The following is a 24,925-nucleotide window of genomic DNA, read 5'->3' on the forward strand; positions in this document are numbered from 1 at the left end:
CCCTTACTTAGCAGCTTTTTTACGAGGCGCTGGTGCTTGTGGTTTCAGTTCTTCTTGGCGACCACCAATTACTTCGCCTTTGAAGATCCAAACCTTGACACCGATCACACCGTAGGTGGTGTGAGCTTCGTAGGTGGCATAGTCGATATCGGCACGCAGGGTGTGCAGTGGCACACGACCTTCGCGATACCATTCAGTACGTGCGATTTCAGCACCGCCGAGACGACCGCTCACTTGGATCTTGATGCCTTTGGCACCAATGCGCATGGCGTTCTGTACGGCGCGCTTCATGGCGCGACGGAACATCACACGACGCTCCAGCTGCTGAGCTACGCTCTGAGCAACCAGCATACCGTCGAGCTCCGGCTTGCGGATCTCTTCGATATTGATGTGCACAGGCACACCCATTTGCTTGGTCAGGTCCTGACGCAGTTTCTCAACATCTTCACCTTTCTTCCCGATAACGATACCTGGACGAGCGGTGTGGATGGTGATGCGTGCAGTTTGAGCCGGACGATGGATATCGATACGGCTAACGGACGCGCTTTTTAGTTTGTCTTGGAGGTACTCACGCGTTTTCAGATCCTTCAACAGGTAATCTGCGTAAGTAGCACCGTCTGCATACCAGACGGAGGTGTGCTCCTTGACGATTCCCAGGCGAATGCCAGTGGGATGTACTTTCTGACCCATCTGATCGACTCCGTTACTTGTCCGCAACCTTGACAGTGATATGGCAAGACCGCTTGACGATGCGATCAGCGCGGCCTTTGGCACGCGGCATGATGCGCTTCAGCGAACGCCCTTCGTTGACGAAAACGGTGGAGACCTTCAGGTCATCAACGTCTGCGCCTTCGTTATGCTCGGCGTTGGCTACGGCCGACTCGAGGACTTTCTTCATGATTTCAGCGGCTTTTTTGCTGCTGAAAGCCAACAGGTTGAGCGCTTCGCCCACCTTCTTCCCGCGGATCTGGTCGGCGACCAAGCGGGCTTTCTGGGCGGAGATGCGAGCGCCCGACAACTTAGCGGCTACTTCCATTTCCTTACCCCTTAACGCTTGGCTTTCTTGTCAGCCACGTGCCCGCGGTAGGTGCGGGTACCGGCGAACTCGCCCAGTTTATGGCCGACCATGTCTTCGTTCACGAGAACTGGGACGTGTTGACGACCGTTGTGTACCGCGATGGTCAGACCGACCATTTGTGGCAGGATCATCGAACGGCGCGACCAGGTCTTAACTGGTTTGCGATCGTTCTTTTCCGCCGCCACTTCGATCTTCTTCAGTAGGTGAAGATCAATAAAAGGACCTTTTTTCAGAGAACGTGGCACTGTCGTATCCCTCTATTTACTTGCGACGACGGACGATCATATTGTCGGTACGCTTATTACCACGAGTCTTCGCACCCTTGGTTGGGAAGCCCCATGGCGATACCGGATGACGACCACCGGAGGTACGACCTTCACCACCACCATGCGGGTGGTCAACCGGGTTCATGGCAACACCACGAACGGTTGGGCGAACGCCACGCCAGCGTTTGGCACCAGCTTTACCCAGCGAACGCAGGCTGTGCTCGGAGTTCGAGACTTCGCCCAGGGTCGCACGGCACTCAGCCAGTACTTTACGCATTTCACCAGAGCGCAGACGCAGGGTCACGTAGACACCTTCGCGAGCGATCAGCTGAGCCGAAGCACCAGCGGAACGAGCGATCTGTGCACCTTTGCCCGGCTTCAGTTCGATGCCGTGAATGGTGCTACCTACTGGGATGTTGCGCAGCTGCAGGGAGTTGCCTGGCTTGATTGGAGCCAGAGCACCTGCGATCAGCTGGTCGCCAGCGCTCACGCCTTTAGGCGCGATGATGTAGCGACGCTCGCCGTCTGCGTAGCACAGCAGGGCAATGTGAGCAGTACGGTTCGGGTCGTATTCGATACGCTCGACAGTGGCGGCGATGCCGTCCTTGTCGTTGCGACGGAAGTCGACCAGACGGTAGTGCTGCTTGTGACCACCACCCACGTGACGGGTAGTGATACGACCATTGTTGTTACGACCACCAGACTTCGATTTTTTCTCGATCAGCGGTGCGTGAGGAGCGCCTTTGTGCAGCTCCTGGTTGACCACCTTGACCACAAAACGGCGGCCAGGGGAAGTCGGTTTGCATTTAACGATTGCCATGATGCACCCCTTCCTTACTCAGCACTGCTGCTGAAATCGAGATCTTGGCCTGGCTGAAGGGAGATGATCGCCTTCTTCCAGTCATTGCGCTTGCCCAGGCCACGAGCGGTGCGTTTGGTCTTACCCAGAACATTCAGGGTAGCAACGCTTTCCACTTTGACGCTGAACAGGCTTTCAACGGCCTTCTTGATTTCCAGCTTGGTTGCATCGGTAGCAACCTTGAAAACGAACTGGCCTTTCTTGTCAGCCAGAACCGTAGCCTTCTCGGAAACGTGCGGGCCAAGTAGAACTTTGAATACGCGTTCCTGGTTCATCCCAGCAGCTCCTCGAATTTCTTCACTGCCGAAACAGTGATCAACACTTTTTCGTAGGCGATCAGGCTGACTGGGTCGGAACCCTGGACGTCACGTACGTCGACGTGCGGCAGGTTGCGAGCGGCCAGGTACAGGTTCTGGTCAACAGCGTCCGAAACGATCAGAACGTCGTTCAGACCCATGCCGTTCAGCTTGTTCAGCAGATCTTTGGTTTTTGGCGCTTCGACAGCGAAGTCCTGAACCACGACCAGACGGTCGCTACGCACCAGCTCGGAGAGGATCGAACGCAGTGCTGCGCGATACATCTTCTTGTTGAGCTTCTGCGAGTGATCTTGAGGACGAGCTGCGAAGGTTACACCACCGCCACGCCAGATCGGACCACGAGTGGTACCAGCACGAGCACGGCCAGTACCCTTCTGACGCCATGGGCGCTTACCGCCACCAGCCACGTCGGAACGGGTCTTTTGCTGCTTGGTGCCCTGACGACCGCCAGCCATGTAGGCTACGACTGCCTGGTGAACCAGAGTCTCGTTGAATTCGCCACCGAAGGTCAGTTCGGAAACTTCGATCGCCTGAGCGTCATTTACATTAAGTTGCATGTCAGTTTCCCCTTACCCGCGAGCCTTGACAGCCGGACGCACAACAACATCACCGCCAGTAGCGCCAGGAACGGCACCCTTGACCAGCAACAGATTGCGTTCAGCGTCGACGCGCACTACTTCCAGGGACTGAACGGTCACGCGCTCGGCGCCCATGTGACCGGACATTTTCTTGCCCTTGAATACACGACCAGGAGTCTGGCACTGGCCGATAGAGCCCGGGACGCGGTGGGAAACGGAGTTACCGTGGGTATTGTCTTGACCGCGGAAGTTCCAGCGCTTGATGGTACCGGCAAAGCCTTTACCTTTGGACTGACCGGTAACGTCTACCAGTTGGCCCGCAGCGAAGAGTTCAGCATTGATCGAGTCGCCAGCCTGGAACTCGCCTTCTTCAAGACGGAATTCCCAGACACCGCGACCAGCGGCAACGTTCGCTTTAGCGAAATGACCTGCCTGAGCGGCAGTCACGCGCGAAGCACGACGCTCACCAACAGTGACTTGCACTGCACGGTAGCCATCGGTTTCTTCAGTTTTGAACTGGGTGACACGATTCGGTTCGATCTCGATGACCGTGACCGGAATGGAGACACCTTCTTCGGTGAAAATGCGGGTCATACCGCACTTACGACCGATTACACCAATAGTCATGTTGTAAACCTCATGAGTGTACGGGGCTTTCACCCGCTATGGCCGCCCATTTCAGAGCGTTACACGACTAAGACCCGAGTCTTAGCCGAGGCTGATCTGCACTTCCACACCTGCCGCAAGATCAAGCTTCATAAGAGCATCAACGGTTTTATCCGTTGGCTGGACGATGTCCAGAACGCGCTTATGAGTACGGATCTCGTACTGGTCACGCGCGTCTTTGTTGACGTGCGGGGAGACCAGAACGGTGAACCGCTCTTTACGGGTAGGCAGTGGAATTGGACCACGCACCTGAGCACCAGTACGTTTCGCGGTTTCCACGATTTCCTGGGTAGATTGGTCGATCAGGCGATGGTCGAATGCCTTCAACCTGATACGGATTTGCTGATTTTGCATTGGATTTCAGACTCCAGGCTGCTATTCCCACCGGGCGCACTACGCCCGTTAAAAGGAGGCGTGATTCTATAGACGCCCATATTGGGTGTCAACCCAATAAAAAAGCCCCCGCTGAGCGGGGGCTTCTTCAAGCGATCGATATTACTCGATGACTTTGGCTACGACGCCGGCGCCGACGGTACGACCGCCTTCACGGATGGCGAAACGCAGACCGTCTTCCATAGCGATGGTCTTGATCAGAGTGACAGTCATCTGGATGTTGTCACCTGGCATTACCATTTCTACGCCTTCCGGCAGTTCGCAGTTACCGGTCACGTCAGTGGTACGGAAGTAGAACTGTGGACGGTAGCCTTTGAAGAACGGAGTGTGACGACCGCCTTCTTCCTTGCTCAGAACGTAGACTTCTGCGATGAACTTGGTGTGCGGCTTGACCGAACCTGGCTTGGCCAGAACCTGACCACGCTCAACGTCGTCACGCTTGGTGCCACGCAGCAGAACGCCGCAGTTCTCGCCAGCACGGCCTTCGTCCAGCAGCTTGCGGAACATTTCAACGCCGGTGCAGGTGGTCTTGACGGTGTCGCGCAGACCAACGATCTCGACTTCTTCCTGGATGCGAACGATGCCACGCTCTACACGACCGGTAACAACGGTACCGCGGCCGGAGATCGAGAACACGTCTTCGATTGGCATCAGGAACGGCTTGTCGATAGCACGCTCTGGCTCTGGGATGTAGCTGTCCAGAGTTTCAACCAGCTTCTTGACAGCGCTGGTGCCCATTTCGTTGTCGTCCTGGCCGTTCAGAGCCATCAGAGCCGAACCGATGATGATTGGAGTGTCATCACCTGGGAAGTCGTAGGTGCTCAGCAGGTCGCGAACTTCCATCTCGACCAGTTCCAGCAGCTCAGCGTCGTCAACCATGTCAGCCTTGTTCAGGAAGACAACGATGTACGGTACGCCAACCTGACGGGACAGCAGGATGTGCTCACGGGTTTGTGGCATCGGACCATCGGCGGCCGAGCAAACCAGGATCGCGCCGTCCATCTGGGCAGCACCGGTGATCATGTTCTTGACGTAGTCGGCGTGGCCTGGGCAGTCAACGTGCGCGTAGTGACGAATCAGCGAGTCGTACTCTACGTGAGCAGTGTTGATGGTGATACCACGAGCCTTCTCTTCTGGAGCCGAGTCGATCTTGTCGAAGTCGACTTTAGCCGAACCGAAAACTTCGGAGCAGACGCGGGTCAGAGCTGCGGTCAGAGTGGTTTTACCGTGGTCAACGTGACCGATGGTGCCAACGTTGACGTGCGGTTTGTTACGTTCGAATTTTTCTTTAGCCACGACAGTGAACCTCTTGCCTAAAGGGCTGGATTAGCCTTGTTTTTTAACGAGTGCTTCGACGATGTTCGACGGAGCTTCGGAGTACTTGGAGAATTCCATGGAGTAGCTAGCGCGACCCTGAGACATGGAACGAACGTCGGTTGCATAACCGAACATCTCTCCCAGCGGAACTTCAGCACGGATAACCTTGCCGGAAACCGAGTCTTCCATACCCTGGATCAGACCACGACGACGGTTCAGGTCACCCATCACGTCACCCATGTAGTCTTCTGGGGTTACCACTTCAACCTTCATGATCGGCTCAAGCACAACACCGCCGCCCTTCTGGGCCAGCTGCTTGGTCGCCATGGAGGCCGCTACCTTGAACGCCATCTCGTTGGAGTCGACGTCGTGGTAGGAACCATCAAACACGGTTGCCTTCAGGCCGATCAGCGGATAGCCGGCGACAACGCCGTTCTTCATCTGCTCTTCGATACCTTTCTGGATCGCCGGGATGTATTCCTTAGGAACCACACCACCTACGACCTCGTTGACGAACTCCAGGCCTTCAGTGATGTTGCCCTTCTCGTCCACAGCAGGCTGCGAGAAGCGGATCCAGCAGTGACCGAACTGACCACGACCACCGGACTGACGAACGAACTTGCCTTCGATCTCGACGTTGTCCTTGGTGATCTTCTCACGGTAGGAAACCTGTGGCTTGCCGATGTTGGCCTCGACGTTGAACTCGCGCTTCATGCGGTCAACGAGGATGTCCAGGTGCAGCTCACCCATACCGGAGATGATGGTCTGACCGGTTTCTTCATCGGTCTTGACGCGGAACGACGGGTCTTCCTGAGCCAGTTTGCCCAGTGCGATACCCATCTTTTCCTGGTCCTGCTTGGTTTTCGGCTCAACGGCAACCGAAATCACAGGCTCAGGGAAGTCCATGCGTTCGAGGATGACAGGCTTGTCTGCGTCACACAGGGTGTCACCGGTGGTGACGTCCTTCATGCCGATCAGAGCAGCGATGTCGCCTGCGCGAACTTCTTTGATCTCTTCACGCTGGTTGGCGTGCATCTGCACCATACGACCAACGCGCTCTTTCTTGCCCTTGACCGAGTTGATCACGGAGTCGCCCGAGCTCAGGAAGCCCGAGTAGACGCGCACGAAAGTCAGAGTACCAACGAACGGGTCGGTGGCAATCTTGAACGCCAGAGCCGAGAACGGCTCGTCGTCGCTGGCGTGACGCTCGATTTTCGGAGCGTTTTCGTCTTCGACGTTGTCCGGGTGGATACCCTGGATTGCAGGGATCTCGGTCGGAGCAGGCAGGAAGTCGATAACGGCGTCGAGAACCAGAGGAACACCCTTGTTCTTGAAGGACGAGCCGCAGACAGCCGGAACGATCTCGCTGGCCAGGGTGCGCGCGCGCAGGCCAGCCTTGATTTCTTCGACGGTCAGCTCACCTTCTTCAAGGTACTTGTTCATCAGCTCTTCGGTGGCTTCGGCAGCGGCTTCAACCATGTTGGCGCGCCATTCTTCAGCCAGCTCGAGCATATCGGCAGGAATTTCTTCCTCGCGATAGGTGGTGCCCTTGTCGTCGTCGTTCCAGTAGATCGCCTTCATCTTGATGAGGTCGACCTGACCCTGGAAGTTCTCTTCCGAGCCGATTGCCAGCTGAACAGGAACCGGGGTGTGACCCAGGCGGTTCTTGATCTGACCGACAACGCGCAGGAAGTTGGCACCGGCACGGTCCATCTTGTTCACGTAGACAACACGTGGAACGCCGTATTTGTTGGCCTGACGCCATACGGTTTCGGACTGAGGCTCGACACCGGAGGTACCGCAGAACACAACGACCGCGCCGTCGAGTACACGCAGCGAACGCTCTACTTCAATGGTGAAGTCAACGTGGCCGGGGGTATCGATGACGTTTACGCGGTAGTTGTCGTACTGACCACGGGAACCTTTCCAGAAGGTAGTCACAGCAGCGGAGGTAATGGTGATACCGCGCTCTTGCTCCTGCACCATCCAGTCGGTGGTCGCGGCGCCGTCGTGCACCTCGCCCATCTTGTGGCTCAGACCTGTGTAGAACAGGATCCGCTCGGTAGTGGTGGTCTTGCCCGCGTCAACGTGGGCACAGATACCAATGTTACGGTAGCGGTTAATTGCTGTAGTACGAGCCATAAAGCCCTCGCAAGAATGTTGATGCTTGAATTAGAAGCGGTAGTGCGAGAAAGCCTTGTTGGCCTCGGCCATACGGTGCACGTCTTCACGCTTCTTGACTGCAGCACCTTTGCCTTCAGCGGCATCCAGCAGTTCGCCAGCCAGGCGCAGCGCCATGGACTTCTCGCCGCGCTTGCGGGCGAAGTCTACCAGCCAGCGCATTGCCAGCGCGTTACGACGGGATGGACGCACTTCAACAGGAACCTGGTAAGTAGCACCGCCAACACGGCGCGACTTTACTTCGACCAGCGGAGCGATGGCGTCGAGAGCTTTCTCGAAGATTTCCAGGGGATCGCTGTTCTTGCGTGCTTTAACGGTATCCAGAGCGCCGTAGACGATACGCTCGGCTACTGCTTTCTTGCCGCTTTCCATCACGTGGTTCATGAACTTGGCGAGGATCTGGCTTCCGTACTTCGGATCGTCCAGGATCTCACGCTTGGCTGCTACACGACGTCTTGGCATTGATAAGCCCTCAAACGGTCTTCAGGTTAGCCCGGGACATCCAACTCAGGGAGTTCGCGCCCGACCTTACTCTTATCGACTCAATAAAATGAATGAACTACTGCAAACGGCCGATTACTTCGGACGCTTGGTACCGTACTTCGAACGACCTTGGTTACGACCTTTGACGCCGGAGGTATCCAGGGAGCCGCGAACGGTGTGGTAACGAACACCTGGCAAGTCTTTTACACGGCCGCCACGAATCAGGACGACGCTGTGCTCTTGCAGGTTGTGGCCTTCACCGCCGATGTACGAGGAAACCTCGAAACCGTTGGTCAGACGCACACGGCATACTTTACGCAGTGCCGAGTTAGGTTTTTTCGGCGTAGTGGTGTACACGCGGGTGCACACGCCACGACGTTGCGGGCAGTTCTGCAGCGCAGGAACGTCGGATTTCTCGACGATACGCTTACGCGGCTGACGTACCAGCTGGTTGATAGTTGCCATCTACTAGCTCCACTGTTGTCTTGCGACGCTATTGTCTTGCAAGAAAAGCAAAAATCGGCAGGACGGAGCCCTACCGAATTTAGGGGTACAAGAGTCTAAAGAGGATCTTGCCCACAGTCAAGACGAGGCCCCGGCTCGCCCCCTCCGGTCATCGGCGACAAATCATGTCGCCGAGTTTCAGAGAAGACTTGCCGGGGCCCCACCCTTTCTTCAGTTACCGCTGGAGTTCAGCGCTTCGGTCAGTGCGGCTTCCACCTCACTGGCACTTACGCGCAGCGGCTTGTCGGCATCACGGCGACGCTTGCGCTCGCTGTGGTAGGCCAGACCGGTACCGGCCGGGATCAGACGACCCACGACCACGTTTTCCTTCAGGCCGCGCAGGTAGTCGCGCTTGCCGGTTACCGCCGCTTCGGTCAGAACACGGGTGGTCTCCTGGAAGGAGGCCGCCGAGATGAACGACTCGGTGGACAGCGAGGCCTTGGTGATACCGAGCAGTACGCGCGAGAACTTCGACACGAACTTGTCTTCGGTCGCCAGACGCTCGTTTTCGACCAGCACCTGGGTCAGTTCCATCTGGTCGCCCTTGATGAAGCTGGAGTCGCCGGACTCGGTGATCTCAACTTTACGCAGCATCTGACGCAGGATGGTCTCGATGTGCTTGTCGTTGATCTTCACGCCTTGCAGACGGTAAACGTCCTGGATCTCGTTGACGATGTACTTGGCCAGGGCGCTGACACCCAGCAGGCGCAGAATGTCGTGCGGATCGCTCGGACCGTCGGAGATAACTTCGCCGCGGTTCACTTGCTCGCCTTCGAAGACGTTCAGGTGACGCCACTTCGGAATCAGCTCCTCGTACGGATCGGTACCGTCGTTCGGGGTGATGACCAGACGACGCTTGCCCTTGGTCTCTTTACCGAAGGCGATGGTGCCGCTGACTTCCGCCAGGATCGACGCTTCTTTCGGACGACGTGCTTCGAACAGGTCGGCAACGCGTGGCAGACCACCGGTGATGTCACGGGTCTTCGACGTTTCTTGCGGGATACGCGCGATAACGTCACCGACACCGATCTGCGCACCGTCGGCAACACCGACCAGGGCGTTCGCCGGCAGGAAGTACTGGGCCGGTACGTCGGTACCTGGCAGCAGCAGATCCTTGCCATTGGCGTCGACCATCTTGATTGCAGGACGGATTTCCTTGCCTGCAGCCGGACGGTCTTTGACGTCCAGTACTTCGATGTTGGTCAGACCGGTCAGTTCGTCGGTCTGGCGCTTGATGGTGATGCCTTCTTCCATGCCCACGAAGGTCACGGTACCTTTCATTTCGGTAACGATCGGGTGGGTGTGCGGGTCCCACTTGGCGACGATGGCGCCAGCTTCGACCTTCTCACCTTCCTTCACGGAAATGACCGCACCGTAAGGCAGCTTGTAGCGCTCACGCTCACGACCGAATTCGTCGGCAATGGCCAGCTCGCCGGAACGCGATACCGCGACCAGGTTGCCGTCGGCACGCTCTACCTGCTTGAGGTTATGCAGACGCACCATACCGCCGTTCTTCACCTGGACGCTGTCGGCAGCCGAGGTCCGGCTTGCAGCACCACCGATGTGGAACGTACGCATGGTCAGCTGGGTACCAGGCTCACCGATGGACTGGGCAGCGATAACGCCGACCGCTTCACCGATGTTGACCTGATGACCGCGCGCCAGGTCACGACCGTAGCACTTGGCACAGATGCCGTAGCGGGTTTCGCAGCTGATCGGCGAACGCACGATCACTTCGTCGATGCTGTTCAGCTCGATGAACTCGACCCACTTCTCGTCGACCAGGGTACCGGCCGGAACGATGACGTCGTCGGTGCCAGGCTTGAACACGTCACGGGCGATTACACGACCCAGAACACGCTCACCCAGTGGTTCTACAACGTCGCCGCCTTCGATGTGCGGGGTCATCAGCAGGCCTTGCTCGGTACCGCAGTCGATCTCGGTCACGACCAGGTCTTGTGCAACGTCTACCAGACGACGGGTCAGGTAACCGGAGTTCGCGGTTTTCAACGCGGTATCCGCCAGACCTTTACGAGCACCGTGAGTCGAGATGAAGTACTGGAGTACGCTCAGACCTTCACGGAAGTTCGCGGTGATCGGCGTCTCGATGATGGAGCCGTCCGGCTTCGCCATCAGACCACGCATACCGGCCAGCTGACGAATCTGGGCAGCCGAACCCCGGGCACCGGAGTCAGCCATCATGTACATCGAGTTGAAGGACTCTTGCTCGACTTCGTTGCCTTCGCGGTCGATGACCTTCTCTTTCGAGAGGTTGGCCATCATCGCCTTGGAGACTTCGTCGTTCGCCTTCGACCACAAGTCGATGACCTTGTTGTACTTCTCGCCCTGGGTTACCAGGCCGGAGGCGTACTGGCTCTCGATTTCCTTCACTTCGTCGGTAGCGGTATCGATGATGCGGGCTTTCTCGTCCGGGATAACGAAGTCGTTAACGCCGATCGAAACGCCGGAAATGGTCGAGTAGGCAAAACCGGTGTACATCAGCTGGTCAGCGAAGATAACGGTCTCTTTCAGGCCAACCACGCGGTAGCACTGGTTGATCAGCTTGGAGATCGCCTTCTTCTTCATCGGCTGGTTGACCACGTCGTACGACAGACCTGGCGGTACAACCTGGAACAGCAGCGCACGGCCGACAGTGGTGTCGACGATACGGGTGTTCTTGACGCTGCCGCCATCACGGTCGTTCACGGTTTCGTTGATACGAACCTTGATCTTCGCGTGCAGGGCAGCTTCGCCGGCGCGGAATACGCGGTCGACTTCCTGCAGGTCGGCGAACACGCGACCTTCGCCCTTGGCGTTGATGGCCTCACGGGTCATGTAGTACAGACCCAGTACCACGTCCTGCGACGGAACGATGATCGGCTCACCGTTGGCTGGCGACAGGATGTTGTTGGTCGACATCATCAGCGCGCGCGCTTCGAGCTGGGCTTCCAGCGTCAGCGGCACGTGCACGGCCATCTGGTCACCGTCGAAGTCGGCGTTGTACGCGGCGCAGACCAGCGGGTGCAGCTGGATAGCCTTACCTTCGATCAGAACCGGTTCAAAGGCCTGGATACCCAGACGGTGAAGGGTCGGTGCACGGTTGAGCAGTACGGGGTGTTCGCGAATCACTTCGGCGAGAACGTCCCAGACCTCTGGCAGCTCGCGCTCGACCATCTTCTTGGCGGCCTTGATGGTGGTCGCCAGACCACGCATTTCCAGCTTGCCGAAAATGAACGGCTTGAACAGCTCGAGAGCCATTTTCTTCGGCAGACCGCACTGGTGCAGACGCAGGGTCGGACCTACGGTAATTACCGAACGGCCGGAGTAGTCAACACGCTTACCGAGAAGGTTCTGACGGAAACGACCCTGTTTACCCTTGATCATGTCGGCCAGGGATTTCAGAGGACGCTTGTTCGAACCGGTGATTGCACGACCGCGGCGACCGTTGTCGAGCAGGGCGTCGACCGCTTCCTGCAGCATGCGCTTTTCGTTGCGCACGATGATGTCCGGCGCGGACAGGTCGAGCAGGCGCTTCAGACGGTTGTTACGGTTGATCACCCGACGATACAGGTCGTTCAGGTCGGAAGTCGCGAAGCGACCGCCATCCAGCGGAACCAGAGGACGCAGGTCTGGCGGCAGAACCGGCAGAACGGTCAGGACCATCCACTCAGGCAGGTTGCCCGAGCCCTGGAAGGCCTCCATCAGTTTCAGACGCTTGGACAGCTTCTTGATCTTGGTTTCCGAGTTGGTCTGCGGGATTTCCTCGCGCAGGCGGCCAATCTCGTGCTCCAGGTCGATAGCGTGCAGCAGCTCGCGGACAGCCTCGGCACCCATGCGGGCGTCGAAGTCGTCACCGAACTCTTCCAGCGCTTCGAAGTACTGCTCGTCGTTCAGCAGCTGGCCTTTTTCCAGGGTGGTCATGCCCGGGTCGATAACGACGTAGCTCTCGAAGTAGAGAACGCGCTCGATATCACGCAGGGTCATGTCCATCAGCAGGCCGATACGGGACGGCAGGGACTTCAGGAACCAGATGTGGGCAACCGGCGAAGCCAGCTCGATGTGCGCCATGCGCTCACGACGAACCTTGGCCAGGGCGACTTCAACGCCGCACTTCTCGCAGATCACGCCACGGTGCTTCAGGCGCTTGTACTTGCCGCACAGGCACTCGTAGTCCTTGACTGGGCCAAAGATCTTGGCGCAGAACAGGCCGTCACGCTCAGGCTTGAACGTACGGTAGTTGATGGTTTCCGGCTTTTTAACTTCACCGAACGACCACGAACGGATCATCTCAGGCGAGGCCAGTCCGATACGGATGGCGTCGAACTCTTCGACTTGACCCTGGTTTTTCAGCAAATTCAGTAGGTCTTTCAAGGCCTTTCCTCCTGGCGGAGCAGGGAGCGCGCCGTTAGGCCGCGCTCCCGATTCGCGTCACGTGTTATTCGGTTTCCAGATCGATATCGATACCGAGCGAACGGATCTCTTTGATCAACACGTTGAAGGACTCGGGCATGCCCGGCTCCATACGGTGATCGCCGTCCACGATGTTCTTGTACATCTTGGTCCGACCGTTCACGTCGTCCGACTTCACTGTGAGCATTTCCTGCAGGGTGTATGCCGCGCCGTATGCTTCCAGCGCCCACACTTCCATCTCCCCGAAACGCTGACCACCGAACTGCGCCTTACCACCCAGCGGCTGCTGGGTAACCAGGCTGTAGGAACCAGTGGAACGGGCGTGCATCTTGTCGTCCACCAAGTGGTTCAGCTTGAGCATGTACATGTAACCAACGGTCACAGGACGCTCGAACTTGTTGCCGGTGCGGCCGTCGAACAGCACCATCTGGCCGCTCTCTGGCATGTCGGCCAGTTTCAGCATGGCCTTGATTTCACGTTCCTTGGCACCGTCGAAGACCGGGGTAGCCATAGGCACGCCCTTCTTCAGGTTGTGCGACAGGGTCAGGATCTCTTCGTCGGTGAACGACTCGAGATCTTCCTGAACGCCACCGATCTCGTTGTAGACCTCGGTCAGGAACTTGCGCAGCTCAGCGGCCTTGCGCTGCTCTTCGAGCATGCGGTTGATCTTCTCGCCCAGGCCCTTGGCCGCGAGGCCCAGGTGGGTTTCGAGGATCTGACCGACGTTCATACGCGAAGGTACGCCCAACGGGTTGAGGACCACGTCGACCGGAGTACCGTTGGCGTCGTGCGGCATGTCTTCCACAGGCATGATCACCGAGACCACACCCTTGTTACCGTGACGACCGGCCATCTTGTCACCCGGCTGGATGCGACGGCGGATCGCCAGGTAGACCTTGACGATCTTCAGTACGCCTGGAGCCAGGTCATCGCCTTGCTGCAGCTTGCGCTTCTTGTCTTCGAACTTGTCGTCCAGCAGACGGCGGCGGTCGACGATGTACTGCTGAGCCTTTTCCAGCTGCTCGTTCAGTGCATCTTCGGCCATGCGCAGTTTGAACCACTGGCCGTGCTCCAGGCCGTCCAGGACTTCGTCGCTGATCACGGTGCCTTTCTTCAGGCCCGCGCCGCCATCGACAACCTGGCCGTTCAGAGCGGAACGCAGACGCTCGAAGGTCGCGCCTTCGACGATGCGGAACTCTTCGTTGAGGTCCTTGCGGATCTCGTCCAGCTGCATCTTCTCGATGGACAGCGCGCGGCTGTCGCGCTCGACGCCATCACGGGTGAAGACCTGTACGTCGATGACGGTACCCTTGGTGCCGGTCGGCACACGCAGGGAGGTGTCCTTAACGTCGCTGGCCTTCTCGCCGAAGATCGCGCGCAGCAGCTTTTCTTCCGGAGTCAGCTGGGTTTCGCCTTTTGGCGTGACCTTGCCGACCAGGATGTCGCCGGCGCCGACTTCGGCACCCACGTAGACGATACCGGCTTCGTCCAGCTTGTTCAGCGCAGCCTCACCCACGTTCGGGATGTCCGCGGTGATTTCTTCTGGGCCGAGCTTGGTATCACGGGCCACACAGGTCAGTTCCTGGATGTGGATCGTGGTGAAACGATCTTCCTGGACCACACGCTCGGACAGGCAGATGGAGTCTTCGAAGTTGAAGCCGTTCCACGCCATGAACGCGATGCGCATGTTCTGACCCAGAGCCAGCTCACCCATGTCGGTGGACGGGCCGTCGGCCATGATGTCGCCACGCTGGACCATGTCACCCTTGTTCACCAGCGGACGCTGGTTGATGCAGGTGTTCTGGTTCGAGCGGGTGTACTTGGTCAGGTTGTAGATGTCGACACCGGCTTCGCCGGTTTCGACTTCGTCATCGGCTACGCGAACGACGATACGGCTGGCATCGACGGAGTCGATCACACCACCGCGGCGAGCAACCACGCAGACACCGGAGTCGCGGGCAACGTTGCGCTCCATGCCGGTACCTACCAGCGGCTTGTCGGCGCGCAGGGTCGGTACAGCCTGACGCTGCATGTTGGAACCCATCAACGCACGGTTGGCGTCGTCGTGCTCGAGGAACGGAATCAGCGACGCTGCAACCGAAACTACCTGCTTCGGCGAAACGTCCATCAGGGTCACGTCTTCAGGTGCCTTGACGGTGAATTCGTTCAGGTGACGAACAGCTACCAGTTCGTCGATCAGTTGCTTCTTCTCGTTCATTGCGGCCGAAGCCTGTGCAATGACGTGATCCGCTTCTTCGATCGCCGACAGGAACACGATGTCGTCGGTGACCACACCCTCTTTCACCACGCGGTACGGGCTTTCCAGGAAGCCGTACTGGTTGGTGCGGGCGTAGGCCGCCAGGGAGTTGATCAGACCGATGTTCGGACCTTCAGGGGTCTCGATCGGGCAGACGCGACCGTAGTGGGTCGGGTGCACGTCACGGACTTCGAAGCCGGCGCGCTCACGGGTCAGACCACCTGGGCCGAGTGCGGAGACACGACGCTTGTGGGTGATCTCGGAGAGCGGGTTGTTCTGGTCCATGAACTGCGAGAGCTGGCTGGAACCGAAGAACTCCTTCACCGCCGCCGCGACCGGCTTGGCGTTGATCAGGTCCTGCGGCATCAGGCCTTCGCTTTCGGCCATCGACAGACGTTCCTTGACCGCGCGCTCTACACGCACCAGGCCAACGCGGAACTGGTTCTCGGCCATCTCGCCGACGCAACGGACGCGACGGTTACCCAGGTGGTCGATGTCGTCGACGATGCCTTTGCCGTTACGGATGTCGACCAGGGTCTTGAGAACCTCGACGATATCTTCCTTGCTCAGCACGCCCGAACCTTCGATCTCGGTACGACCGATACGACGGTTGAACTTCATGCGGCCAACGGCGGACAGGTCGTAGCGCTCGGCACTGAAGAACAGGTTGTTGAACAGGGTCTCGGCAGCATCCTTGGTTGGCGGCTCGCCAGGACGCATCATGCGATAGATCTCGACCAGCGCTTCCAGTTGGTTGCTGGTGGAGTCGATCTTCAGGGTGTCCGAGATGAACGGACCGCAATCGATGTCGTTGGTGTACAGGGTCTCGATGCGGACGACCTGAGCCTTGGCGATCTTGATCAGCAGCTCGGTGGTCAGCTCGGTGTTGCATTCAGCCAGGATTTCGCCGGTAGCCGGGTGCACGATCGCTTTCGCGGTGGTGCGGCCCAGGACGTATTCCATTGGAACGTCCAGTTGCTTGACGCCAGCTTTCTCGATCTGGTTGATGTGACGCGCAGTGATACGACGACCCTGCTCGACGATGACCTTGCCGGTCTCGTCCTGGATGTCCATCACGGCCACTTCACCACGCAGGCGCTGAGGCACCAGCTCCAGGCTCAGCTTCTCGCCGGAAACGTGGAATACGTTGGTGGTGTAGAAGGTGTTGAGCACTTCTTCGGTGCTGTAGCCCAGCGCGCGCAGCAGTACCGAGGCCGGCAGTTTGCGGCGACGGTCGATACGCACGAAGACGCAGTCCTTCGGGTCGAACTCGAAGTCCAGCCAGGAACCGCGGTAAGGAATGATACGTGCCGAGTACAGCAGTTTGCCGGAGCTGTGGGTCTTGCCACGGTCGTGGTCGAAGAACACACCCGGCGAGCGGTGCAACTGGGAAACGATCACACGCTCGGTACCGTTGATTACGAAGGTACCGTTCTCAGTCATCAGGGGAATTTCACCCATGTAGACTTCTTGCTCTTTGATGTCCTTGATCGCTTTATTCGACGATTCTTTGTCGAAAATGATCAGGCGCACTTTCACCCGCAGCGGAACGGCAAAGGTCACGCCACGCAGTACACATTCTTTGACATCGAACGCCGGCTCGCCCAGACGATAGCCAACGTACTCCAGGGCAGCATTGCCGGAGTAGCTGATGATCGGGAAAACCGACTTGAAGGCCGCATGCAGGCCGACGTCGCGGAACTGATCCTTGGTCGCTCCCGCTTGCAGGAATTCACGATAAGAATCCAGCTGGATGGCCAGGAGGTAAGGCACATCCATGACGTCCGGCAACTTGCTAAAGTCCTTGCGGATACGTTTTTTCTCAGTGTATGAGTAAGCCATCAGCGTTCCCCAGCTTGGTCACCTGCTTGTTTGGCTCCTCCCGGCGGGAGCAACCAGAAAATCGTGCAAACCCCATGGTTTGCGCCACCGTTCGTGGTGGGTGATGCCCGTTATCGGCGCCAACCCGGTTGACTGCCAATAACGGAAAAAGGCCGGTGGCAATAGCCACCAGCCTCAGCCTTTTGCTTAACGCTCGGGCTGGAGTCGCAAGGTCGAAATTACTTGACTTCGACTTGTGCGCCTGCTTCTTCCAGCTTCTTCTTCGCGTCTTCAGCGGCTTCTTTCGAAACGCCTTCCAGCAGGGTTTGAGGAGCGCCGTCGACTTTCTCTTTGGCTTCTTTCAGACCCAGACCGGTCATTTCACGAACAGCCTTGATCACGTTGACTTTCTTGTCGCCAGCGGCGGTCAGAACAACGTTGAACTCGGTTTGTTCTTCAACAACGGCAGCGGCAGCAGCTGGGCCAGCAGCGGCAACAGCAGCGGTAACGCCGAAGGTTTCTTCCATTGCTTTGATCAGCTCAACAATTTCCAGAACGGTTTTCTGGCCGATTGCTTCGATGATTTGCTCGTTAGTCAGAGACATGACTTAAATCCTGTATTGGGGTGACAGCCTACGCAGCCATCAAATTAAACATATGAGTGGAAAGAGGTTCTCGCGCCTTAGGCAGCGGTAGCTTCTTTCTGGTCGCGAATGGCTGCCAGGGTGCGAGCCAGCTTGCTGGTGGCGCCTTGGATAACGCTCATCAGCTTCGCGATGGCCTCGTCGCGGGTCGGCAGGGTAGCCAACACGTCGATCTGGTTCGCTGCAATGAACTTGCCGTCAAACGCAGCTGCCTTGATCTCGAACTTGTCCTGACCCTTGGCGAACTCTTTGAACAGACGGGCAGCAGCGCCCGGGTGCTCGTTGGAGAAAGCGATCAGGGTCGGGCCGGTGAAGGCGTCGTTGAGGACACTGAATTCAGTGTCAGCAACAGCGCGCTTGAGCAGGGTGTTACGTACGACACGTACGTAAACGCCAGCTTCACGAGCCTCTTTACGGAGTCCGGTCATTGCGCCTACAGTCACACCACGGGCATCAGCCACGACAGCGGACAGAGCGACTTTGGCAGCCTCGTTGACTTCAGCGACGATGGCCTTCTTGTCTTCGAGTTTAATTGCCACGGGTTTACTCCTGGTTTCTACCGTTTCATCTGGCCGAAGCCGGATGTCGTTTTGGTGTCTGATTCGATAACGAATCGGGAGCACCATCTGCGTAGGCTTTAAGGTTTAAGGCTTGCGCCGCCTACGGTCTTGGATAGCCCCCGCCAGGCAGGGACCCCAATTTTTCAACGTGGGGCCGATCGCTCGACCCAGCGTTTTCTTAAGCGTTCAGCGAGCTCTGGTCGATGACCAGACCTGGGCCCATGGTGGTGCTCAGGGTAACGCGCTTGACGTAGATACCTTTCGAGGAAGCTGGCTTGATACGCTTCAGGTCAGCGATCAGGGCTTCAACGTTTTCCTTCAGCTTGCCGGCTTCGAAGCCAACCTTGCCAACGGAAGTGTGAATGATACCGTTTTTGTCGGTGCGATAACGAACCTGACCAGCCTTGGCGTTCTTGACCGCAGTGGCTACGTCTGGAGTTACGGTACCGACTTTCGGGTTAGGCATCAGGCCGCGAGGACCCAGAACCTGACCCAGTTGACCTACAACGCGCATGGCATCCGGGGAAGCGATGACGACGTCATAGTTCAGGTCGCCGCCTTTCATTTCGGCAGCCAGATCGTCCATACCTACGCGGTCAGCGCCGGCAGCCAGAGCGGCTTCAGCAACTGGACCCTGGGTGAAGACGGCAACACGTACGGTCTTGCCAGTGCCGTGTGGCAGCACGGTAGCGCTACGAACGACCTGGTCGGATTTACGTGGGTCAACGCCGAGGTTGACGGCAACGTCGAAGGACTCGGTGAACTTCACGGCGGACAGTTCAGCCAGCAGGGCAGCTGCGTCTTCGAAGTTGTAGACTTTGCCAGCTTCTACTTTAGAAGCGATGGCCTTTTGGCGCTTGGTCAGCTTAGCCATTACACACCCTCCACGTTGAGGCCCATGCTGCGAGCAGAACCGGCGATGGTACGCACGGCTGCATCCAGGTCAGCAGCGGTCAGATCGGCAGTCTTGGTCTTGGCGATCTCTTCCAGCTGAGCACGGGTCACAGTACCGACTTTAACGGTGTTCGGACGGGCCGAACCGCTGGTCAGGCCGGCGGCCTTCTTCAGCAGAACCGAAGCAGGGGTGCTTTTGGTCTCAAAGGTGAAGCTGCGGTCACTGTAGACAGTGATGATCACAGGAGTCGGCAGACCTGGCTCTTGACCCTGGGTACGGGCGTTGAAGGCCTTGCAGAATTCCATGATGTTCACACCGTGTTGACCCAGTGCTGGACCAACGGGTGGGCTTGGGTTGGCCTGGCCGGCCTTTACTTGCAGCTTGATGTAAGCCTGAATCTTCTTAGCCATGAGCTACTCCAATATCGGGTACGAACGCCAGAAAGGCTCCCCGGTTTGCTTGCGTTTTATCCCGGTGACGAAAAAACCCCGCAGCGCAGGGCTGCGGGGTATGGGATGCTTCGCTCAACTAGACCTTTTCGACCTGGCTGAACTCGAGCTCTACCGGAGTAGAGCGACCGAAAATGAGCACTGCAACCTGCAGACGACTCTTCTCGTAGTTGACCTCTTCGACGGAACCGTTGAAATCAGCGAACGGACCATCGATAACACGAACCACTTCACCTGGCTCGAACAGGGTCTTCGGCTTCGGCTTGTCGCTGCCGTCAGCCACACGACGCAGAATGGCTTCAGCCTCTTTGTCGGTGATCGGGGCCGGCTTGTCAGCCGTACCGCCAATGAAGCCCATTACACGAGGGGTATCCTTGACCAAGTGCCAAGTCCCTTCGTTCATGTCCATCTGAACCAGCACATAGCCTGGGAAGAACTTGCGTTCGCTTTTGCGCTTCTGGCCATTACGCATTTCAACCACTTCTTCAGTGGGAACCAGAATTTCGCCGAAGCCGTCTTCCATGCCTGCCAGCTTCACGCGCTCGATCAGCGAGCGCATTACATGCTTCTCGTAACCCGAGTACGCATGTACAACATACCAACGCTTAGCCACAGGACACCCTTAGCCAACAATCAAGGAAATCAACCAGCCGAGCAGGGAATCAAGACCCCACAACAGCAGCGCCATGACCAGCACCACAACCACAACGATCAACGTGGTCTGGGTAGTCTCCTGGCGGGTTGGCCATACGACCTTACGGATCTCGGTGCGAGCTTCCTTAGCCAGCGCAAAGAACGACTTGCCCTTTACTGTCTGCAGCGCGATGAACGCAGCGGCAGCAGCAAGAACGAGCAAGGCGATTACGCGGTACAGGATCGGCGACGCAGAGTAGTACTGGTTACCGACAACCCCGACAACAACCAAGGCAACAACAGCAAGCCACTTGAGCAGATCGAAGCGAGAGTCTTGGGCTTCAGACTTGGAAGTCATATGGTGGGTCCTGTGAAAAGAAAGCCAGATACACGAGAGAATCTGGCAGGTCAGGAGGGAATCGAACCCCCAACCTACGGTTTTGGAGACCGTCGCTCTGCCAATTGAGCTACTGACCTAAAAGCTTAATCAGGCCGCCCACTATAGCGGCCCGATAGAGATAAATCAACTACTTATTCGATAACCTTGGCTACGACGCCGGCGCCGACGGTACGACCGCCTTCACGGATGGCGAAACGCAGACCGTCTTCCATAGCGATGGTCTTGATCAGAGTGACAGTCATCTGGATGTTGTCACCTGGCATTACCATTTCTACGCCTTCCGGCAGTTCGCAGTTACCGGTCACGTCAGTGGTACGGAAGTAGAACTGTGGACGGTAGCCTTTGAAGAACGGAGTGTGACGACCGCCTTCTTCCTTGCTCAGAACGTAGACTTCTGCGATGAACTTGGTGTGCGGCTTGACCGAACCTGGCTTGGCCAGAACCTGACCACGCTCAACGTCGTCACGCTTGGTGCCACGCAGCAGAACGCCGCAGTTCTCGCCAGCACGGCCTTCGTCCAGCAGCTTGCGGAACATTTCAACGCCGGTGCAGGTGGTCTTGACGGTGTCACGCAGACCAACGATCTCGACTTCTTCCTGGATGCGAACGATGCCACGCTCTACACGACCGGTAACAACGGTACCGCGGCCGGAGATCGAGAACACGTCTTCGATTGGCATCAGGAACGGCTTGTCGATAGCACGCTCTGGCTCTGGGATGTAGCTGTCCAGAGTTTCAACCAGCTTCTTGACAGCGCTGGTGCCCATTTCGTTGTCGTCCTGGCCGTTCAGAGCCATCAGAGCCGAACCGATGATGATTGGAGTGTCATCACCTGGGAAGTCGTAGGTGCTCAGCAGGTCGCGAACTTCCATCTCGACCAGTTCCAGCAGCTCAGCGTCGTCAACCATGTCAGCCTTGTTCAGGAAGACAACGATGTACGGTACGCCAACCTGACGGGACAGCAGGATGTGCTCACGGGTTTGTGGCATCGGACCATCGGCGGCCGAGCAAACCAGGATCGCGCCGTCCATCTGGGCAGCACCGGTGATCATGTTCTTGACGTAGTCGGCGTGGCCTGGGCAGTCAACGTGCGCGTAGTGACGAATCAGCGAGTCGTACTCTACGTGAGCAGTGTTGATGGTGATACCACGAGCCTTCTCTTCTGGAGCCGAGTCGATCTTGTCGAAGTCAACCTTTGCAGAACCGAAAACCTCGGAGCAGACGCGAGTCAGCGCTGCAGTCAACGTAGTTTTGCCATGGTCCACGTGACCAATGGTGCCGACGTTAACGTGCGGCTTGTTACGTTCAAACTTTTCCTTAGCCATCGATACTATCCTCCAACAGAAGAATTAAGCTGCGATACCAACCATTAAAACAAAGGCGGATATTTTCATATCCGCCTTGTTAGATGGAGCTCTTGAGCGGATTTGAACCGCTGACCTCACCCTTACCAAGGGTGTGCTCTACCAACTGAGCTACAAGAGCGAAACACATTTTGCAACAGCAGCAAACTTGGAGCGGGTAGCGGGAATCGAACCCGCATCATCAGCTTGGAAGGCTGAGGTTCTACCACTAAACTATACCCGCGGAGCTAGCTGCTCTCGCTAAACTGGTGGAGGGGGAAGGATTCGAACCTTCGAAGTCGTAGACGTCAGATTTACAGTCTGATCCCTTTGGCCGCTCGGGAACCCCTCCTGAGCTGTGGTCGGCATTTTGTATCCTTGCCGTCCGACTGTCAAGCTTTTTCTCTTTAAAATCTTGAGGTTAGCTACTTTGACAGTCACTTCGCAGTTCCACCACCGAGTGGTTATCCCTGTGAAGCGGGCGCCATTCTATGCAAACTATTCGACGGTTGCAATACCCTCGCACTGCATTACTTTACTCTTTAAGTCATTGAAATCACGGGAAAGACTCTCGACCAGGGTTTCGTCCAGCAAATGCCGGCTTTCCGGGCGGACCTGCAGCCACCAGCCAGGACTATCCATCAGCTTGCCGACCACCTTCCTGGAAGACACATCCAGGGTCACCAGGCGCTGACGCAATGATTCAAGCACCTCGGGGGTTGCAAGGCCGCCGAGATAAAGACAGCCCTTCTCCGACTGCGCCTCACTCAGCAACTGGATATCCTGCTGGCTGCCTTTGTACGACGACAGCGAAACGACCTCCTTGGCCTTGAGCGGTGCCTCCTGTTGATGCCAGACGTAATAGAAGACATTCAGCACCAGCAGCAGAAGAAACAACCAACGCATATTCACCTCAGTCCAATGGACAAGCGATGGCAAGCCCAACGAATACCAGATCGGGAACGGCACGAGCCGATGGCACCACCTGGCTCACCAAGGCTGCGTCGCCCCCGGTAATGAACAAGGTGAAGTCCTCACCCCAAAGCGCTCGCGCCTGTTCGACCTGGGTCAGCACAAAACCCTGCAACATCAGCGTGCAACCCCGTTCCACCGCCTCTACAGTCGCACGCCCGGGTGCGAGACTCGACAGAGCTTGCTCGGCAGACAGGTCATCGTAGCGAATTCTCCGTGTGTGCGTACGAAGCTGGTTGCGCATCAGCGGCATTCCCGGACAGATGAAGCCGCCCAGGTGCTCTCCGCTCGCACTTACGAAGTCGGATGTCACCGCTGTGCCGAGATCAATGACCACGCAGGCCGATTTCACCAGGTGATACCCACCCAGCAATGCCAGCCAGCGATCCAGACCCAGGCGCTCGTAACTTTCGTAGCCATTGCGAACGCCGGCCAGCTCCTGCGCGGGCCCGGCCTTCTTTACCTCAAGAGAGAAAGCGCTCTGCAGCGCCACTACCAGGGCGCTGGTTTCGTCCTCGGTACGTACGCTTACCAGCCGGCAGAATCGGGGAGCCAAGCCTTCCCGTTCAACGGCCGAAAGCAACGCCTTGTCCGAGTCGACCACACCGCCGGCCATGACGACTTTGTCCGAACGCCGGATGATGCGCCACTTGATAAAACTGTTTCCGCAATCGAGCTCAAGAATCATCACGCAACCTCAAGCTGAGCTCACCACCGCTGAAGCTCTTTTCAGTGCCACCCACATCAAGACGCAACGCCCCCTGGCGATCAACCCCCAATACCACCCCATCGATACTGCTGGAACCGGCTATAAGGGACACGCGACGCCCTTGCCAGAGGTGGGCTTCTTCCCACTCGGCCTGCAGGGCAGAGAAACCGCCCTGATGATGCCGAGCCAGGTATGTCCGCAGGTTGTCACCCAAGAGCGCGGCCAGATGATTCCGATCGACCATCTGGCCATTCTCAAGACGCAGCGAGGTCCACGCCTGATCAATGTCAGCGCTCTGCATATTCACGTTGATACCAATACCGAGAACGACATGACAGACATCCGCAGGATCCCCCACCAGCTCCAGTAGAATCCCTGCCACCTTGCGGTTATCCACAAGCACATCGTTTGGCCACTTGAGGCCAGCCGAAGCAACGCCTAGAGAACGCAGAGCCTGCCGCACCGCGAGGCCAACGACCAGGCTAAGCCCCTCAAGCTGGCGCATCCCGCCTTCCACCCGCAAAAGCAGGCTGTAATACAGATTCTGTGCAAACGGGCTCGACCAGGCCCGACCCCGACGGCCACGGCCAGCGCTCTGCCGCTCGGCCATCACCACGAATGGCGCAGCCTGGCCAGCAGCGACAAGGCGCAGAGCCTCGGCATTGGTCGAGTCGATTTCATCGTAAACCAGCGCCGGCCATGGTTCTTTCCCGGCCAGGGAAGCGATCTGTTCCGCATCGAGCAGCAGCAAAGGCTCGGCCAGCCGGTAGCCCCGGCCACGCACCTTGTACACGGCCAGATTCAACTCTGACTCAAGGAGCTGCAATTGCTTCCAGACCGCGCTGCGACTTACTCCAAGCACTGCACCCAGAGCCTCGCCAGAATGAAATCGACCATCCTTGAGGAGCGTTAACAACTTCAGCATGCCAATCTCGATACACAATGAGGCAGGCATGATAGCCACGCCCGTGGTGATTGCATAGAAAACAGAGGGCTGAACGCTGGAGATTTGCCGAAGATCGAACATATTTTCGACCGAAAAGACAAAACCCCTACCTGCATTCGCAGATAGGGGTTTCGGAATTGAATCTTGACGATGACCTACTCTCACATGGAGAAGCTCCACACTACCATCGGCGATGCATCGTTTCACTGCTGAGTTCGGGATGGGATCAGGTGGTTCCAATGCT

The 24,925-nt window shown here is 57.5% G+C and carries 24 protein-coding genes, 4 tRNA genes and 1 rRNA gene; all 29 read right to left on the bottom strand.

Annotated elements, in window-relative coordinates; genetic code table 11:
• Positions 1-3: 3 nt before the first annotated feature.
• The gene (gene rpsC, locus PSEMO_RS22575; RefSeq protein WP_009397510.1) at positions 4-690 is read right to left on the bottom strand and encodes a 30S ribosomal protein S3; all 687 of its coding nucleotides are present in this window, start codon (positions 688-690) and stop codon (positions 4-6) included.
• Positions 691-703: 13 nt separating this feature from the next.
• Positions 704-1,036: a 50S ribosomal protein L22 gene (rplV, locus tag PSEMO_RS22580; RefSeq protein WP_003103908.1), complete on the bottom strand. Its 333-nt coding sequence runs from the start codon at positions 1,034-1,036 to the stop codon at positions 704-706.
• Positions 1,037-1,047: 11 nt separating this feature from the next.
• Positions 1,048-1,323, bottom strand: a complete 276-nt coding sequence (gene rpsS / locus PSEMO_RS22585; RefSeq protein ID WP_002555486.1) for a 30S ribosomal protein S19 — start codon at positions 1,321-1,323, stop codon at positions 1,048-1,050.
• Positions 1,324-1,339: 16 nt separating this feature from the next.
• The gene (gene rplB / locus PSEMO_RS22590; RefSeq protein ID WP_075805187.1) at positions 1,340-2,164 is read right to left on the bottom strand and encodes a 50S ribosomal protein L2; all 825 of its coding nucleotides are present in this window, start codon (positions 2,162-2,164) and stop codon (positions 1,340-1,342) included.
• A gap of 14 nt (positions 2,165-2,178) precedes the next feature.
• A complete protein-coding gene (rplW, locus tag PSEMO_RS22595; protein WP_075805188.1) occupies positions 2,179-2,478 on the bottom strand; it encodes a 50S ribosomal protein L23 in 300 nt (99 codons plus the stop codon).
• Positions 2,475-3,077, bottom strand: a complete 603-nt coding sequence (rplD, locus tag PSEMO_RS22600) for a 50S ribosomal protein L4 (RefSeq protein ID WP_009397517.1) — start codon at positions 3,075-3,077, stop codon at positions 2,475-2,477. The genes rplW and rplD overlap by 4 nt, the downstream gene beginning before the upstream one ends.
• 12 nt (positions 3,078-3,089) lie before the next feature.
• A complete protein-coding gene (gene rplC / locus PSEMO_RS22605) occupies positions 3,090-3,725 on the bottom strand; it encodes a 50S ribosomal protein L3 (protein WP_075805189.1) in 636 nt (211 codons plus the stop codon).
• Positions 3,726-3,806: 81 nt separating this feature from the next.
• The gene (rpsJ, locus tag PSEMO_RS22610) at positions 3,807-4,118 is read right to left on the bottom strand and encodes a 30S ribosomal protein S10 (RefSeq protein WP_003186070.1); all 312 of its coding nucleotides are present in this window, start codon (positions 4,116-4,118) and stop codon (positions 3,807-3,809) included.
• Between the two features lie 141 nt (positions 4,119-4,259).
• Positions 4,260-5,453, bottom strand: a complete 1,194-nt coding sequence (tuf, locus tag PSEMO_RS22615) for an elongation factor Tu (RefSeq protein ID WP_075805190.1) — start codon at positions 5,451-5,453, stop codon at positions 4,260-4,262.
• 30 nt (positions 5,454-5,483) lie between these two features.
• Positions 5,484-7,616, bottom strand: a complete 2,133-nt coding sequence (fusA, locus tag PSEMO_RS22620; protein ID WP_075805191.1) for an elongation factor G — start codon at positions 7,614-7,616, stop codon at positions 5,484-5,486.
• Positions 7,617-7,646: 30 nt separating this feature from the next.
• Positions 7,647-8,117: a 30S ribosomal protein S7 gene (gene rpsG / locus PSEMO_RS22625; protein ID WP_009397350.1), complete on the bottom strand. Its 471-nt coding sequence runs from the start codon at positions 8,115-8,117 to the stop codon at positions 7,647-7,649.
• Positions 8,118-8,231: 114 nt separating this feature from the next.
• A complete protein-coding gene (gene rpsL, locus PSEMO_RS22630) occupies positions 8,232-8,603 on the bottom strand; it encodes a 30S ribosomal protein S12 (protein WP_003186084.1) in 372 nt (123 codons plus the stop codon).
• Between the two features lie 210 nt (positions 8,604-8,813).
• Positions 8,814-13,013: a DNA-directed RNA polymerase subunit beta' gene (gene rpoC / locus PSEMO_RS22635; protein ID WP_075805192.1), complete on the bottom strand. Its 4,200-nt coding sequence runs from the start codon at positions 13,011-13,013 to the stop codon at positions 8,814-8,816.
• Between the two features lie 64 nt (positions 13,014-13,077).
• Positions 13,078-17,151 (bottom strand): DNA-directed RNA polymerase subunit beta, encoded by a 4,074-nt coding sequence (rpoB, locus tag PSEMO_RS22640; protein ID WP_075805193.1) that lies wholly within the window; start codon positions 17,149-17,151, stop codon positions 13,078-13,080.
• 218 nt (positions 17,152-17,369) lie between these two features.
• Entirely contained in the window at positions 17,370-17,735 is a 366-nt protein-coding gene (rplL, locus tag PSEMO_RS22645) for a 50S ribosomal protein L7/L12 (RefSeq protein WP_075805194.1), read from the bottom strand.
• Between the two features lie 77 nt (positions 17,736-17,812).
• Entirely contained in the window at positions 17,813-18,313 is a 501-nt protein-coding gene (gene rplJ, locus PSEMO_RS22650; RefSeq protein ID WP_023628748.1) for a 50S ribosomal protein L10, read from the bottom strand.
• 199 nt (positions 18,314-18,512) lie between these two features.
• Complete coding sequence (gene rplA, locus PSEMO_RS22655; protein WP_075805195.1) at positions 18,513-19,208, bottom strand: 50S ribosomal protein L1; 696 nt, start codon at positions 19,206-19,208, stop codon at positions 18,513-18,515.
• A complete protein-coding gene (gene rplK, locus PSEMO_RS22660; protein ID WP_075805196.1) occupies positions 19,208-19,639 on the bottom strand; it encodes a 50S ribosomal protein L11 in 432 nt (143 codons plus the stop codon). The genes rplA and rplK overlap by 1 nt, the downstream gene beginning before the upstream one ends.
• A 118-nt stretch (positions 19,640-19,757) precedes the next feature.
• A complete protein-coding gene (gene nusG / locus PSEMO_RS22665; protein WP_075805197.1) occupies positions 19,758-20,291 on the bottom strand; it encodes a transcription termination/antitermination protein NusG in 534 nt (177 codons plus the stop codon).
• Positions 20,292-20,300: 9 nt separating this feature from the next.
• Positions 20,301-20,669 (bottom strand): preprotein translocase subunit SecE, encoded by a 369-nt coding sequence (secE, locus tag PSEMO_RS22670; protein ID WP_075805198.1) that lies wholly within the window; start codon positions 20,667-20,669, stop codon positions 20,301-20,303.
• A 43-nt stretch (positions 20,670-20,712) separates the two neighbouring features.
• A tRNA-Trp gene (locus tag PSEMO_RS22675) sits at positions 20,713-20,788 on the bottom strand.
• 54 nt (positions 20,789-20,842) lie between these two features.
• Positions 20,843-22,036, bottom strand: a complete 1,194-nt coding sequence (tuf, locus tag PSEMO_RS22680; RefSeq protein ID WP_075805190.1) for an elongation factor Tu — start codon at positions 22,034-22,036, stop codon at positions 20,843-20,845.
• An 84-nt stretch (positions 22,037-22,120) separates the two neighbouring features.
• Positions 22,121-22,196, bottom strand: a tRNA-Thr gene (locus PSEMO_RS22685).
• Positions 22,197-22,224: 28 nt separating this feature from the next.
• Positions 22,225-22,298 (bottom strand) — tRNA-Gly (locus PSEMO_RS22690).
• A 23-nt stretch (positions 22,299-22,321) separates the two neighbouring features.
• Positions 22,322-22,406 (bottom strand) — tRNA-Tyr (locus tag PSEMO_RS22695).
• 146 nt (positions 22,407-22,552) lie between these two features.
• The gene (locus tag PSEMO_RS22700) at positions 22,553-22,960 is read right to left on the bottom strand and encodes a hypothetical protein (RefSeq protein WP_075805199.1); all 408 of its coding nucleotides are present in this window, start codon (positions 22,958-22,960) and stop codon (positions 22,553-22,555) included.
• A gap of 7 nt (positions 22,961-22,967) precedes the next feature.
• Positions 22,968-23,714: a pantothenate kinase gene (locus PSEMO_RS22705; protein ID WP_075805200.1), complete on the bottom strand. Its 747-nt coding sequence runs from the start codon at positions 23,712-23,714 to the stop codon at positions 22,968-22,970.
• A complete protein-coding gene (gene birA, locus PSEMO_RS22710; protein WP_075805201.1) occupies positions 23,704-24,660 on the bottom strand; it encodes a bifunctional biotin--[acetyl-CoA-carboxylase] ligase/biotin operon repressor BirA in 957 nt (318 codons plus the stop codon). The genes PSEMO_RS22705 and birA overlap by 11 nt, the downstream gene beginning before the upstream one ends.
• A 163-nt stretch (positions 24,661-24,823) precedes the next feature.
• A 5S ribosomal RNA gene (gene rrf, locus PSEMO_RS22715) occupies positions 24,824-24,925 on the bottom strand; the annotation flags it as partial.

This window comes from Pseudomonas putida, from assembly GCF_001941965.1.
Lineage (GTDB): Bacteria > Pseudomonadota > Gammaproteobacteria > Pseudomonadales > Pseudomonadaceae > Aquipseudomonas > Aquipseudomonas putida_L.

Bases quoted from the DNA above. Each gene is read 5' to 3' on its own strand.
- rpsC (WP_009397510.1), bottom strand. From the start codon at position 690: ATGGGTCAGAAAGTACATCCCACTGGCATTCGCCTGGGAATCGTCAAG.
- rplV (WP_003103908.1), bottom strand. From the start codon at position 1,036: ATGGAAGTAGCCGCTAAGTTGTCGGGCGCTCGCATCTCCGCCCAGAAA.
- rplB (WP_075805187.1), bottom strand. From the start codon at position 2,164: ATGGCAATCGTTAAATGCAAACCGACTTCCCCTGGCCGCCGTTTTGTG.
- rplW (WP_075805188.1), bottom strand. From the start codon at position 2,478: ATGAACCAGGAACGCGTATTCAAAGTTCTACTTGGCCCGCACGTTTCC.
- rplD (WP_009397517.1), bottom strand. From the start codon at position 3,077: ATGCAACTTAATGTAAATGACGCTCAGGCGATCGAAGTTTCCGAACTG.
- rplC (WP_075805189.1), bottom strand. From the start codon at position 3,725: ATGACTATTGGTGTAATCGGTCGTAAGTGCGGTATGACCCGCATTTTC.
- rpsJ (WP_003186070.1), bottom strand. From the start codon at position 4,118: ATGCAAAATCAGCAAATCCGTATCAGGTTGAAGGCATTCGACCATCGC.
- fusA (WP_075805191.1), bottom strand. From the start codon at position 7,616: ATGGCTCGTACTACAGCAATTAACCGCTACCGTAACATTGGTATCTGT.
- rpsG (WP_009397350.1), bottom strand. From the start codon at position 8,117: ATGCCAAGACGTCGTGTAGCAGCCAAGCGTGAGATCCTGGACGATCCG.
- rpsL (WP_003186084.1), bottom strand. From the start codon at position 8,603: ATGGCAACTATCAACCAGCTGGTACGTCAGCCGCGTAAGCGTATCGTC.
- rpoB (WP_075805193.1), bottom strand. From the start codon at position 17,151: ATGGCTTACTCATACACTGAGAAAAAACGTATCCGCAAGGACTTTAGC.
- rplL (WP_075805194.1), bottom strand. From the start codon at position 17,735: ATGTCTCTGACTAACGAGCAAATCATCGAAGCAATCGGCCAGAAAACC.
- rplA (WP_075805195.1), bottom strand. From the start codon at position 19,208: ATGGCTAAGCTGACCAAGCGCCAAAAGGCCATCGCTTCTAAAGTAGAA.
- rplK (WP_075805196.1), bottom strand. From the start codon at position 19,639: ATGGCTAAGAAGATTCAGGCTTACATCAAGCTGCAAGTAAAGGCCGGC.
- secE (WP_075805198.1), bottom strand. From the start codon at position 20,669: ATGACTTCCAAGTCTGAAGCCCAAGACTCTCGCTTCGATCTGCTCAAG.
- tuf (WP_075805190.1), bottom strand. From the start codon at position 22,036: ATGGCTAAGGAAAAGTTTGAACGTAACAAGCCGCACGTTAACGTCGGC.
- PSEMO_RS22700 (WP_075805199.1), bottom strand. From the start codon at position 22,960: ATGCGTTGGTTGTTTCTTCTGCTGCTGGTGCTGAATGTCTTCTATTAC.
- PSEMO_RS22705 (WP_075805200.1), bottom strand. From the start codon at position 23,714: ATGATTCTTGAGCTCGATTGCGGAAACAGTTTTATCAAGTGGCGCATC.
- birA (WP_075805201.1), bottom strand. From the start codon at position 24,660: ATGCTGAAGTTGTTAACGCTCCTCAAGGATGGTCGATTTCATTCTGGC.